Origin of the sequence: Anaerococcus cruorum (assembly GCF_046365495.1) — a bacterium.
GTDB classification, from domain to species: domain Bacteria; phylum Bacillota; class Clostridia; order Tissierellales; family Peptoniphilaceae; genus Anaerococcus; species Anaerococcus cruorum.
Genome location: NZ_JBGMEH010000003.1, coordinates 24,238 through 37,638, shown reverse-complemented (window position 1 = coordinate 37,638; position 13,401 = coordinate 24,238). Strand labels below are relative to the sequence as shown.

Annotated in this window: 14 protein-coding genes; 11 read left to right on the top strand and 3 right to left on the bottom strand. The window is 29.0% G+C overall.

Annotation, left to right across the window (positions count from 1 at the left end):
* Positions 1–63 precede the first annotated feature (63 nt).
* From ACCQ40_RS03355 to ACCQ40_RS03340, 4 genes are all read left to right on the top strand, one after another.
* A complete protein-coding gene (locus ACCQ40_RS03355; protein WP_394011671.1) occupies positions 64–780 on the top strand; it encodes a DUF5058 family protein in 717 nt (238 codons plus the stop codon).
* Entirely contained in the window at positions 780–1,490 is a 711-nt protein-coding gene (locus tag ACCQ40_RS03350) for a DUF5518 domain-containing protein (RefSeq protein ID WP_394011670.1), read from the top strand. Before ACCQ40_RS03355 ends, ACCQ40_RS03350 begins: the two co-directional genes overlap by 1 nt.
* A 125-nt stretch (positions 1,491–1,615) precedes the next feature.
* Complete coding sequence (locus ACCQ40_RS03345; protein WP_394011669.1) at positions 1,616–2,209, top strand: TVP38/TMEM64 family protein; 594 nt, start codon at positions 1,616–1,618, stop codon at positions 2,207–2,209.
* A gap of 69 nt (positions 2,210–2,278) precedes the next feature.
* Positions 2,279–2,869 (top strand): TVP38/TMEM64 family protein, encoded by a 591-nt coding sequence (locus ACCQ40_RS03340; protein WP_394011668.1) that lies wholly within the window; start codon positions 2,279–2,281, stop codon positions 2,867–2,869.
* A gap of 51 nt (positions 2,870–2,920) precedes the next feature.
* Here the strand turns inward: ACCQ40_RS03340 and ACCQ40_RS03335 are convergent, their stop codons facing one another.
* Positions 2,921–3,547: an alanyl-tRNA editing protein gene (locus ACCQ40_RS03335; protein ID WP_410032600.1), complete on the bottom strand. Its 627-nt coding sequence runs from the start codon at positions 3,545–3,547 to the stop codon at positions 2,921–2,923.
* A 67-nt stretch (positions 3,548–3,614) separates the two neighbouring features.
* On the opposite strand from ACCQ40_RS03335, the gene ACCQ40_RS03330 reads away from it, so the two are divergent.
* Complete coding sequence (locus ACCQ40_RS03330) at positions 3,615–5,795, top strand: DNA internalization-related competence protein ComEC/Rec2 (protein WP_410032599.1); 2,181 nt, start codon at positions 3,615–3,617, stop codon at positions 5,793–5,795.
* The gene (gene holA / locus ACCQ40_RS03325; protein ID WP_410032598.1) at positions 5,792–6,808 is read left to right on the top strand and encodes a DNA polymerase III subunit delta; all 1,017 of its coding nucleotides are present in this window, start codon (positions 5,792–5,794) and stop codon (positions 6,806–6,808) included. The genes ACCQ40_RS03330 and holA overlap by 4 nt, the downstream gene beginning before the upstream one ends.
* Before the next feature lie 60 nt (positions 6,809–6,868).
* Here the strand turns inward: holA and rpsT are convergent, their stop codons facing one another.
* Complete coding sequence (gene rpsT, locus ACCQ40_RS03320) at positions 6,869–7,138, bottom strand: 30S ribosomal protein S20 (protein WP_410023593.1); 270 nt, start codon at positions 7,136–7,138, stop codon at positions 6,869–6,871.
* 151 nt (positions 7,139–7,289) lie between these two features.
* Here rpsT and lepB point away from each other — a divergent pair, with 151 nt between their 5' ends.
* Both lepB and lepA read left to right on the top strand, forming a co-directional pair.
* The gene (gene lepB, locus ACCQ40_RS03315) at positions 7,290–7,934 is read left to right on the top strand and encodes a signal peptidase I (protein WP_394011663.1); all 645 of its coding nucleotides are present in this window, start codon (positions 7,290–7,292) and stop codon (positions 7,932–7,934) included.
* Positions 7,935–9,755 carry a translation elongation factor 4 gene (lepA, locus tag ACCQ40_RS03310; RefSeq protein WP_394011662.1) on the top strand — a complete coding sequence of 607 codons (1,821 nt, stop codon included), beginning with the start codon at positions 7,935–7,937 and terminating at the stop codon, positions 9,753–9,755.
* A 35-nt stretch (positions 9,756–9,790) separates the two neighbouring features.
* Here the strand turns inward: lepA and ACCQ40_RS03305 are convergent, their stop codons facing one another.
* A complete protein-coding gene (locus ACCQ40_RS03305; RefSeq protein WP_394011661.1) occupies positions 9,791–10,153 on the bottom strand; it encodes a VOC family protein in 363 nt (120 codons plus the stop codon).
* A 71-nt stretch (positions 10,154–10,224) separates the two neighbouring features.
* Here ACCQ40_RS03305 and ACCQ40_RS03300 point away from each other — a divergent pair, with 71 nt between their 5' ends.
* Genes ACCQ40_RS03300 through hemW form a run of 3 tightly spaced genes read left to right on the top strand, consistent with a single transcriptional unit; the run spans position 10,225 to position 13,342 of the window.
* The gene (locus ACCQ40_RS03300) at positions 10,225–11,382 is read left to right on the top strand and encodes an AI-2E family transporter (RefSeq protein ID WP_410032597.1); all 1,158 of its coding nucleotides are present in this window, start codon (positions 10,225–10,227) and stop codon (positions 11,380–11,382) included.
* Positions 11,383–11,435: 53 nt separating this feature from the next.
* Positions 11,436–12,167 (top strand): hypothetical protein, encoded by a 732-nt coding sequence (locus ACCQ40_RS03295; RefSeq protein ID WP_394011659.1) that lies wholly within the window; start codon positions 11,436–11,438, stop codon positions 12,165–12,167.
* 50 nt (positions 12,168–12,217) lie between these two features.
* Positions 12,218–13,342, top strand: a complete 1,125-nt coding sequence (hemW, locus tag ACCQ40_RS03290) for a radical SAM family heme chaperone HemW (protein WP_410032596.1) — start codon at positions 12,218–12,220, stop codon at positions 13,340–13,342.
* Positions 13,343–13,401: the final 59 nt, after the last annotated feature.

Below are 13,401 nucleotides of genomic sequence, written 5' to 3'. Positions count from 1 at the left end.
TTTGTGCAATTAAGGTATAATTTTATAGTATAATTAAACATATTTATTTTTAAAGGAGGTTTTATGGATATATTTGACATATTAAATAGCAGATTATTATACATACTTGTAGCTATTGGTTTATTAATAATATTTTTAATCTGCCTAATGTTTTTTATGAGAGCAAAAAAACGTGCTAAAGAATTAGGTATAGAAGATGAAAAGATAAAAGCTACTATAAAAAGTTCATTGATTTTTTCAATAGTGCCATCTATTGCAGTTATTATTGGACTTATAACTCTTACACCACTTTTAGGTATACCTTGGCCATGGTTTAGGTTATCAGTTGTTGGGTCCCTACCTTATGAGCTAACAGCAGCTGATCTGGCTGTAAAGGGATTAGGTTATGCTGACCTTGCTTCATATCAGGGTTCTGCTGATATTTCTGCTATAGGTACCATAATGTTTACTATGACTATTGCTATCCTTGGGGGTATGATTTTTAATATATTTTTCTTAGAAAAATACCACAAAAAAGTTTCTGGTGTAGGAGCAAAACAATCACCATTTAGGGAACTGGCCCTATCAGTACTAACCTTTGGTATGGTTACTGTATTTTTCCCAGTAGAATTTTTAAAATCAAAAACTCATGCTGCTGTAGCTATCACATCAATTCTAGTTACAATTATTTTAGGAAAAATTTCAAAAAAATATGAAGTAAGTTGGTTATCTGATTTTATAATGAGTTTTGCACTTATAATTGGCATGGCTGCAGGTGTATTTTTTGAAGGAGTTTTATAATGAATAAAAATAGTTCATATATGGATAGGACTTATAAACTTGGAAGAATAGCAACTATAATATGTATTTTAATTATGTTTATTATTCCATCCATTATTTGTACAGCTTACAATATTTGGCCAAGTTTTGACTCAGTTATGGGTGCAGCAGGACCACTTTTAGCTATGTATATTCCGGTTGCTCTTGCTGAGCAATTATCAATGATACCTATAACCGGAAACTCAGCATATATAAATTCTATAATGGGAAATGTAACAAATATAAAGTTTCCAGCCTATCTTACAGCCCTTTCATCTATTAACCAAGACCCAGGATCTGAAGAAGCAGATGTAATGGGAATGATTGCAGTTTGTATTTCTGGAATGACAACTATGATTATTATATTAATTGGTCTTATACTTTTAGTGCCATTAAGTCCTATATTAACCTCTCCTGCAGTGAAAACTGCTACAAGTTATATAATGCCAGCCTTATTTGGATCAATGCTTGTAGGAATTCTTACTAATAAATCTGCAGGAAATTATGTAGCAGAAAATAAAGCACTAATAGGAATTATAGACCTGGTAGTAGTATTTTTAATAAATATTTTTATAACCAGTCTTGACGGAAAGCAAGGTTTTGCTATGGTGGGGATAATGCTATTATCAATATTTTTGGCATATATACTTTATAAGAAAGGAATTATAAGTCTTAGATCCAAGGAAAAATGAAATTAAATTTGTAAACTAAAAAATAAGGTGTATTATCTATAATGATACACCTTATTTTTTTAATAAGCTAATGATTAGAAAGTAATTTTTTATTTTACTTTTAATTTAAAATAATAGAAGGATTTATGAAAGAATTTTTAAAAAGAAATATATACAATATAATATCTCTAACGATTTTTATCTTATTTGCAAGTTTAGCTTACCTAGGATATAAGAAAGGTCTTTTTAATTCTATAGATAGTTTTAGAAATTATATTCTATCCTTTGGTAATTTAACTTTTTTAATATTTTTCCTATCCAATATTATTCAAGTAGTAGTACCAGGGGTACCAGGTGGGATAATACTTGCATTTGGTGTTATAACTTTTGGCCCTGTAAAAGGGTTTATCTATAATTATCTTTCTATCTGTGTAGGGTGCATGATAAACTTTTGGATATCTAGGACTTTTGGCCAACAGCTTGTTTTAAAAATATTTGGAGAAAAAACTTTTAATAAATACAAGGATAAAATTAAGGATGATACCTATGAGAAGTTTTTTGCAACAGCAATATTACTACCAGCAGCCCCTGATGATTTTTTATGCTATCTAACAGGCTTAAGTAATATGACTTTCAAAAAATATGTTAAAATAATATTTCTTTGCAAGCCTCCATCTATCTTAGCATATTCCATGGCTTGGTACTATGGTTTTGATTGGTTTATTAAGAAGATAAAGTAAGAAGAATTGACAAGATAAGTAATAGTATGTATTATTGTATTAGACTAGCGATACAGTAAAGAAGGTAATATGAAACAATTTTTAAAAAAGAATTTTTACAATATAATAGCAATAATAGTGCTTTTAATTTTGTCAGTTTTAGGGTATATTGGGTATAAAAGAGGTTTATTTAACTCTATAGATACTTTTAGAGATTTTATTTTATCCTATGGAGCCTTGGCAAATATTATTTTTATGCTAGTACAAATAACTCAAATTGTAGTGCCAATCATACCTGGTGGTCTTACTACGATATTTGGAGTCGTAATATTTGGTCCATTTTGGGGATTTATCTACAATTATATATCCATATGTATTGGATCAATGTTGGTATTTTTCATATCAAGAACCTTTGGAAAATCAATTGTGCTAAATTTTTTCGGTGAAGAAACTTTTGATAAATATAAACATAAAATAAAAGATAAGTCTTATGAGAAATTTTTTGCTTGGGCAATTTTACTTCCAGTAGCACCAGATGACTTCTTATGTTATCTAACTGGACTATCTGATATGAGTTTTAAGAAGTTTGCAACGATAATTCTTCTATGTAAGCCTCCATCCATATTTATTTATTCTATGGGATGGGCTATGGGATTAGAATGGATTGTAAATAAAATATAAAAAGCGATTAGAAAGTAAATCTAGTCGCTTTTTTTGTTGATATGCTTGTTTTTAAGAGATGATATCTCTACCAGCTACAAACTCTATTTCTAAATCATTACCAAAACTTTCACTATTTACAATTTTAAAACCGCGTATTTTAGCAGTATTATTAAAGCAAATCTCATTATTTATTAAGTCTCCTAGTGGAGGAATTGATGTGATGCCTTGATTATTTTCCACTTTTAAAGCTTTTTCTATTATGAAATTGACTTGGTTTTCTATAAGAGTAGTATCAAGACTTTCAAAAAAATCTATAATTTTTATCACTGACCTATCAGCTTCTAAATTTAGTTTTAAATCTGCTACATTATAGAAACTTTCAAAAACTAATTTAAAGATTATAAATGCCGTATTATAGGATAAGTTTTTAATGCGATTCTTACTAGCTAGTTTTAAAGTGACTTCTGATTTATTTGGCTTACCTGAAACTGTATGTATGATGTTATCGCGTTTTTCTTCGATAGATACGATATCTAAATCGTCAATTTTACCACTATCTGATAAAAAGCCATTAGTTTTTGGCATAAAAATTGTACGATCTAAGATAATTTGTGTCTTATCCCCTTGAACACGTCTAGAAACTATATTTGCTTTTATTTCAGAAATTTCTGGATATTTTAAATAAATTTTCTGCATAGCTTGCCTTTCTATTTTAAAAACTATTTGTAAATCATATGATATAATATACCCGAGGTTTACGGCTATGAGAAAGAAAATTTTTATCGCTTTAATAGGGTTATTGGCAGGAATAGGATTATTTATCAGTTTTGAGACTATAAATCCTATATATATTTTATCTATAAGTGCCGTTATGGCATTGATTTTACTATTTATAGATAAAAAACTAATAGTGTTTCCCATAGCCCTTGCTGTTGGTTTTTCTTTAAGTTTTTATGAACTTAATAGCTATAGGTTAATAGATAATTCAGATCAAAAATTAGAAATTACTATTACAGAAAAAAGAAAAGTGGATGATAGTTATAGGTACTTTGTAAAAGTTCGTGGAGCAAATATAAGCGAAAAATCTGTCATTTTTACAGAGGAAGACTTTCCTATTGGGCAAAAGTACTTGATAGATGGAGAGATTACTCTTGCTAATAAAAATACTAATCCAAATTTATTTAACTATAGAAATTATTTGATATCAAAGAGCATAGGATCAAATATTAAGATTAAGAGGATATATAAAGAGGGGCGTAGCTCATCAATTTTGCTCAACTTACGAGATAAATTTTATAATTATATTCATAGTATCTTTGAAAATAACTTGAATAAGAATAGTGCTAATTTTGTGATATCTGTGGTATTAGGAGAGAACCTTATTCAAAATGAAGATATAAAAGATTTAGGTCTTGCTCATATCTTAGCTGTTTCTGGTTTGCATATAGATTTATTGATAGGCTTTATTTTATATGTTTTTAGCAAAATAAATCTTAATTATAGGTATGGTTATATGAGTGCTTTGACACTTGCTTTTTTATATGGGGCTTTGATTGGTTTTCCATACTCTATTATTAGAGTGTTAATTATAAATCTAATAGGGTTTTTGGCGTTTTTATATCAGTATCCTGAAGATAAGATAAAGTCCTTATTAATAGCAGCTCTTGTAATATTAATTTATAATCCCTTTGCAGTTTTAAATGCAGGATTTGTTTTATCTTTTGTAGCAACTAGTGGAGTTTACCTGGTATACCCAAAACTTAGGAAGTATCTTAATAAAGATTTACTAGCAGATAATATTGGATTTACTACTGCTATTCAAGCCACACTTTTACCCTTTACTGCTTATTATTATGGTAAAATAAATTTTATCAGTATACTTGCAAATTTTTTGATTGTTCCAGTTTTCACTTTAGCTATGTATATTATTTTTGCTATAATAATTTTTTATCCTATTTTAAGTTTTATAATGACACCTTTTTTTGTAATTATAAATTATCTACTGGAATCTATGCTAAATTTAACATTAATATTAAATAGCTTTAAATTTTTAAATATAGAATTTATCCACCAGAGCATATTAATTTCAATTTACCTGTACTTTTTAATATTGGTAATTGTCTATATTAAAAAGTCTAATAAGAAACTTATAAAAAATTTTTATATTGTAAATATAGTAGTAATCATGCTAAGCTTAGGCTATGAAAAGCTAAATCCAGAAACCAGTTTTTCTATGATAGATATAGGTCAAGGTGATACATTTTTAATAAATGATAGGGGTGACTATTATTTAATAGATGTAGGCGGTCCTAAATTTGATAATTATGATAGTGGAGAAAAAATTTTAGTCCCATATTTAAAGTCTATTGGAGTAAGAGATATAAAAGCTGTTTTTATTTCTCATGAGGACAGGGATCATAGTGGGAACATGGAGATATTAAATAAGAATTTTAATATTAAAAATGTCATCACAAGCCAAAATAATATAGGAAGCTTGGCAAAGTATCAGCCAAAAATTATCAAAAAAAATGATAAGATTAAACTTAAAAATGGATACATAGCTTGTGTTTTCGATGGAACAAAGGGGGAAGAAAATGCTGAGTCTATGGGTCTTTTAATAAATATAGAAGGAATAAAAATATTAACCTTAGGTGACTTACCAAAAGAATACGAAGATACACTAGATATAAAGGCAGATATATTAAAAGTATCCCACCATGGATCAAAAACTTCTACATCCAAAGATTTTGTAGGAAAAGTAAGGCCAAAAGCTGCTTTAATTTCTGCAGGACGTAATAACCGTTACGGGCATCCTACAAAAGAAGTTCTTGAAAACCTTGATGGGATAAAAATTTATAATACTCAAACGGATGGTATGGTTAAAATATATTTTGATAAAGATGTAAGAATAGAAAAATATTTGAAAGGAGGATTTTTTAGATGAATTTTAAAGAATTTATGAATCTATTAATAGGTGATAAGTTAAAGGGAGTATATTTATTTGACTCCAAGGAAGAGTTCTTAAATGACACAATTATTGAAGAAGTAAAAAATAAAGTAAGTGTCCCAGACTTTAACCTTATTGAAATAAAAGGCAGTAAAGATGTGGAAACTATAAAAAATTCCTATGAAACTTATCCGGTAATGGAAGATAAAAAATATATAATATGGAGAAATATAGATTTATCTAAAAATTCTATAAAAGAATATGAAAGCACTTTAAATGTACTGGCAGAAGATTTTAAAGAGTTCCCAGACTTTGCTACTCTTTTAATTTTCTCAGATAATCCACCCTTTAAGGGCAAATTTTATAAGGCAGTAAATAAAAATGGTACAGTTGTAGAAATAAATAGACTTAACCAAAGAGAGCTAGAATCATTTATTGGCAAAAGATTTGTAAGGAATGGCAAAAAAATTCAAAAATCTCTAGTTACAGAAATTGTAAATAGATTTTCTTATCTAAGTAAAGATAGTGAAATCGACCTTTATGAAGTAGTAAATGTGGTAGATAAGATAATAGCAAGTTCTGATGATAAAATAGTAAAAGCTCAGGATGTCTTTGACCAGTTAGATGAAGTTTTAAATATAAATATATTTAATCTAACAGATGCCATGAGTGCAAAAAATAGTAAGGATACTATCGATATTTATCTAAAAATGGCTAGAGCCAATGAAGATTTATTTATGATTTATCATATGGTTATTAGACAAATAAGAAATTTAATTGGTGTAAAAAGTCTTTATGTAAATGGTTATAATGATACCTTCATGATGAAAAATCTGGGAATAGGATCATATGAATTAAAAAAGGTGAAGGGATTTTCTAGAAATTTTTCACTGACAGAATTATTTGATATCCATAGTAGGATTTTTGACATGGAATATAGGCAAAAGTCAGTTGATTTTGATATGGAAATAGAATTATTACTCTTACTTAGAGAAATTTCTGCAAAATAAAATGAGCAATTATCAGTAGACATATGTGTGGATCCATTACTGATTATTGCTCATTTTTTATTAAGCGTTTTGTGCTTCATTGATTGCTTTTTGTAATCTAGAAGTTGTTTTCGCTACTTTATTTTTGTGGATAATGTTTTTAGCTTCAGCTTTTTTCATTTTTTTGTCAACGTTTTTGAAAATTTCTTGTGCTTGATCAACATTACCAGCTTCGATAGCTTGATCAAATTTTTTGATGTATGTTTTGATTTCTGATTTTTTAGCTTTATTTCTTTCAGTATTTCTTTTTGCTACTTCAATTCTTTTTTGAGCTGATTTAATATTTGCCATTATTTCACCCTCTTTCTTAGTAAGTCTTTTTTTGCTTGACTGATACATTTTACCATAGAAATTACTTTCATACAAGTTTTATTTAAAATTGTAGGTAAAAAATTGGTAGTTTCGTATATTTATATTATAATATAATAATGAATGAGAGGTAATGCAAATGACTAATGAAAATGAAAAAGACAAGATAATAATAGAGCCAGAATCAGATAAGGGACCTACTATTAAAGCTAATCAAAAACCGCCAAAAAAAGATGAAGATGGTGTTCTTGAATGGATAAAATCTATAGTAATTGCCCTAGCTATAGCTGCTGTGATTAAATGGCTATTTCTTGATGCTACAAGAGTTTCAGGAAATTCAATGTTAAATACTCTGCACAATGATGATATGCTTTTTGTAAATAAAATTGGTAAGCATTTCCATGATTATGAAAGGGGAGATATAGTAATATTGAAAGCCCCAGATGCTTATAATAAATTGTATGTAAAGAGAGTAGTTGGAGTTCCTGGCGATACTGTAACTTTAAAAGATGAAAAAGTTTATTTAAATGGCGAAGAGCTTAATGAACCATATACTTCTGTTGATTACACCTTACAAACAAGTGATACTTACGAATGGTATTTATTAGATAATCAATACTTTTTATTAGGTGATAACAGGGCAGAAGGAGCAAGTAACGATTCAAGAAATTATGGTCCAGTTGAAAAAGATGAAATAGTTGGACATGCATTTTTCAGATTTTACCCATTTAGTGATATGGGAAATATAGATAATAATCCATATGGAGAAAGTAATTAGATGACACAAAGAAAAGACAATATAAGAAATTTTTCTATAATTGCCCACATAGACCACGGTAAGAGTACCCTAGCTGATAGGTTAATTGAAAAATCTGAGCACTTATCTAAACGTGAGATGCAAAACCAAATGCTAGATGATATGGAACTAGAGCGTGAACGTGGTATTACCATAAAATTAAAATCAATTAAAATTCATTATAAAGCCAATGATGGTAATATTTATGATTTAAACTTAATTGACACGCCTGGTCACGTTGACTTTAACTATGAAGTATCCAGATCTTTAAAAGCTTGTGAGGGTGCAATACTTGTTGTGGACTCTAGCCAAGGTGTAGAAGCACAAACTTTAGCAAATACATATCTTGCCCTAGACCAAGATTTAGAAATTCTGCCAGTTTTAAATAAAATAGACCTTCCATCAGCTAGAGTTGATGAAGTAAAAAAAGAAATTGAAAATCAAATTGGCCTAGAAACTGAAGACATACCACTAGTTTCGGCCAAAACTGGTTTAAATATAGAAGATGTCTTAGAAGATATAGTAGAAAATATTCCAGCACCAGAAGACCATGATGATAAACCACTAAAAGCACTTATATTTGACTCATATTATGATGCCTACCGTGGAGTAATTTGTTATGTAAGAATTTTTGAAGGTGTGGTAAAACCGGGCGATACTATAAAAATGATGAATACAGGTAAAACTTATGAAGTAAATACCGTAGGTTATACCATGAAAAATCGTATCGAGACAAAAGAATTACGTTCTGGAGATGTAGGTTTTATAGAAGCAAGTATAAAAGAGGTAAAAGATGCAAGGGTTGGGGATACTATTACCAATGCTGAGCATCCAACAGATGCACCGCTTTCTGGATATAAAGAAGTATTACCTATGGTTTATTCTGGTATATATCCAGCTGAGGGTGAAAGTTTTGATAAACTGCGTGATGCCTTAGAAAAATTACAAGTAAACGATGCAGCCCTAGTATTTGAACAAGAAAATTCCCAAGCTTTAGGTGTAGGTTTACGTGCAGGATTTTTAGGACTTCTTCACATGGACATCATCACCCAAAGATTAGAACGTGAATATGATTTAAATATTATAGCAACAGCTCCATCAGTTATTTATAGGGTCAAATTAAAGGGTCAAGAGGATGAAATAGAAATTCAAAACCCAAATGATTTTCCAGATCCAGCAACAATTGACTATATAGAAGAGCCTATGACTAGGGCAGAAATTATAACTCCAAGTGATTATATTGGACAAATAATGAGCCTTGCCCAAAATCGTCGTGGTGAGCTAATAGATATGCACTATATAGATGAAACAAGGGTTTCTATAAAATATAAGCTACCATTAAATGAAGTTATTTATAATTTTTTTGATAGCTTAAAATCTAGAACTCGTGGTTATGCATCCCTTGACTATGAAGTAACTGGTTATGCACCAAGTGACCTAGTAAAACTAGAAATCCTAATCAACGATCAAATAGTAGATGCACTTTCTATTATTGTTCATAAGGATAGTGCTTATACAAGAGGCCGTGGTATAGTTGAAAAACTAAAAGATGAGATACCACGTCAACAATTTGCTGTCCCTATCCAAGCAGCTATTGGTGGTAAGGTAATTGCCCGTGAAACTGTAAGAGCTCTTAGAAAAGATGTTATTGCTAAATGTTATGGGGGAGATATTTCTCGTAAGAAAAAACTTCTTGAAAAACAAAAAGAAGGTAAAAAGCGTATGCGTCAGTTAGGAAATGTAGAAGTGCCACAAGATGCATTCTTAGCTGTACTAAAATACGATGATGACCAAGCCAACTAAAAAAGGCGATTTAGTTAAAACTAAATCGCTCTTTTTTATTTATAAAAAACTGCTTCAATATTATTTCCATCTAAATCATGGAAAAATGCTGCGTAATAGTTTGGTGCATAATGTTCTCTTATACCAGGAGCACCATTATCTTTTGCACCCAATTCTAAAGCCTTATTGTAAAAATTGTTTACTTCTTCTTCACTATCAACTCTAAAGGCTAGATGAAAATTATTTGGATTGCCTTCAACAAGCCATAATTCATTTGCAAAATTAGAATCTTCTTTACCAAAACCAACTGCATCTTTATAATCAACTTTTTTAATTAAACCAATTTCACTTAGAACTTTCTCATAAAATTCTTTTGCTTTTTCTATATCAGAAACTTGTAAACTTATATGATCTATCATATTGCCTCCTTTTTATATTTAATTTATACCCTATATTGTGATAAAATATTTTTAAAGAATAGGAGAACATTATGAATTCTAAAAATCTTTATGAGCGTATCTTTTTAAGAACTGGAATAATAATATTATCGGTTTTATTTTTTATATTTATAGCACCTTCTCTGATTGATGCCCTTTTACCAATTATATTGGCCTTGGGTTTAGTGGCACTTCTAGCTCCTTTTATAAAAAAAGTAGATGAGATTTTACCTATAAAACATACACTCGTTTCGTATATAGTTGGTACTGTTCTGTTGATAGCAGTGATTTTTTTATTAATCTGGTTTATTCAATTAATTGTAAGTCAGGTTAGTGGTTTGATAGGAAATATAACAGGCAATCGGGACAAAATAGTTTCATCAACAAATGACTGGATTGATTCAGTAAATTCTCAAATAAATTTATTACCAGAATTCGTCTCCAATGCTATAAAAAGTGGACTTACATCTATCTATCAATTTTTAAACAATTTACAAAAAAATGCAGTTGATATCACACTGGGTTTTACAACAGCTTTTATCAATACCTCAAATGATATAATATTTTTTGCTATAACCTTTATTGTGGCCTTCTATATTATTTTAGGAGATATGGAAGATGCTAAAATAAAGTATTATTCAAAATTTTCAGAAAGAACTAGAAATAATCTGAGCCTAATTAGAAAAGTTTTTAAAAATTCTACTTGGAATTATATTAAAGCTCAGCTTAAACTTGCTCTTTTATGCGGTTTTATTATGGCGATAGCTTTAGAGATTATGGGTCAACAGTATTTTATACCAGTAGCTTTATTGTTAGGATTTTTAGATTTGCTTCCGATGATTGGTCCTATAATTTTACTTTTGCCATGGTCTGTTATAGAACTTTTTGTATTTAATAATTCAACAAAAGGCATAGGTCTTCTTGTAGTTTTGATAATTTGGACAGCTTTACGTCAAGTAATCGCACCTAAGGTAATTGGTTCCTCTGCAAATATACATCCAATATTATCGGTAATTGCTCTTTATTCTGGTCTTAAATTATTTGGAATAAGCGGAGCAGTATTTTTTCCCGTTGTTTTAATATTTATTGTAGGTATATATAGGTCTGGCATCATAGATAATTGGGTTTACGATTACAAATTATTTTTTGATTATATTCAGACTACTTTAAATATTGGCAAAAGAAATATCGATGTAGAGGATGAAGAATAGTTTCCAAATGGTATAGTGAGGTTAGTGATAACAGTTATCATCAAGGAGTGAAAATGGATAAATATTTAGTTAAGATTTTAGATATAAAAGAAGAATATAAAAATGTATATACTTACACCTTAGAAAAACCAGAAGAATTAGTATGGGATGAGGGAAGTAGTTTTCATTTAGGTTTACCTGGTTATGATGAAGGCAGTGAGGTAAATAAAAAACTAGTTCATCATTTAAGTATTAACACCCTAACTGATGAAGGAAATATTAGATTTACAACAAAAATTCCTATAAGAAAATCTATATTTAAAAAAGCATTATCAAAACTAGAAGTGGGGGATGAGGTTAGTATATTTAAATTTAAGTCAAATATGAACCTTAGACGTGAAGATAAACCATTAGTTTTATTATCCCAAGGTTTAGCCATGTCTACTATGCGTCCTTTGATTAAAAAATTTGAAATAGATAGTTCAAATATCCCTGAGCTTATTAGTTTAAATGTAAATAAAAAAGATAACCACCTTTATGAAAAAGATTTTGAATGTGTGGATGGATCTGCTTTTATAAAATATTGGATAGAATCTAGAAAAGAATATCTAGAAAAACTAGCAGATCTTGCCAAAGAAAAAGCTGATGCTTATTTTTATGTGGTAGGAAGTGAGATTTTTGTCCTTGATACTCTCTATATCTTAAGGGAAAATGGTATAAAAGATGATCAAATTATAATTGATAAAGACTTAGAAAAAAGAGATATAGTATTTGAAACACTAGAAAAATATAATATTATAATCTAAAAAGGATGGCAGTTGCCATCTTTTTTATTACTTAGTAATAAGGAGAAAAAATGCAAAAAGTAGGTTGCTACATCCACATTCCCTTCTGCCAAAAAAAATGCTATTACTGCGATTTTTGTGCGTATATGAATGTTGAGCATAGGATAGATAATTACATAAATAATTTAATAAAAGAAATAAAACTCTACCAAGAAAAACTATCTTGTGAGATAGACTCTATTTATATAGGTGGGGGAACTCCTTCTTATATAGATGGAAAATATATAGAGAAGATAAGAAGAGTCTTAGATGGTTTTAAAATTGATAATATAAAAGAATTTACCATAGAATGCAATCCAAATTCTATATCTAAAGATGAATTACTTTTGTATAAAGATTTAGGAATTAATCGTATATCTCTAGGTGTCCAATCATTTGATGATAAAGTTTTAAAAGCAATTGGTAGAAACCATACTGCAGACATTGCTATTAAGGATATAGAGCTTATAAGAAGTGTAGGATTTGATAATCTAAGTTTTGATTTGATGTTAAACTTGCCCCACCAAGATTATAAGTCAGTAAAAAATGATTTAGAAATTGTAAAAAGAATATCCCCAGAACATATATCTTGGTATTCACTTATTCTAGAAGAAGGGTCCAGATTTTATGCCCTAGATAAAAAAGGTAAGCTAGATTTGATGGATGATGACAAAGAAATAGATATTTTTAATGATTTAGTTGATGAACTTGAAAAAATTGGCCTCCATCGCTATGAAGTTTCAAACTTTGCCAAAAATGGCTATCAGTCCTACCATAATAAAAAATATTGGGAAGGCGAGGGATATATCGCTTTTGGGATGAGTGCATCAGGTTATTTATCAAACTATAGGTATACAAATACTCGAAACTTTATTCATTATAATGACAAAATAAATAAAAATGTCTTACCAATATATGACTATAACTATATAGATAAGAATGAGCGTGAGATAGAATATATAATTTTTAAATTAAGAGAAACTTCTGGTATAAACTTAGAAGAATTTAAGAAAAAATTTGGCTATAATTTCTTAGAAAAATATAAAAAAGAGATAGAAAAATTTACTGACCAAAACTTTTTTATTATTGATCAAAACTTTAAATTTAGCCAAAAAGGAATGAATTTATCTAATGAATTTTTAAGATTAATTATTTAATCTTGACAGGGGGTTTTTACCTAGTATACTAATATTAGCAGTCGATACTAAAGAGTGCT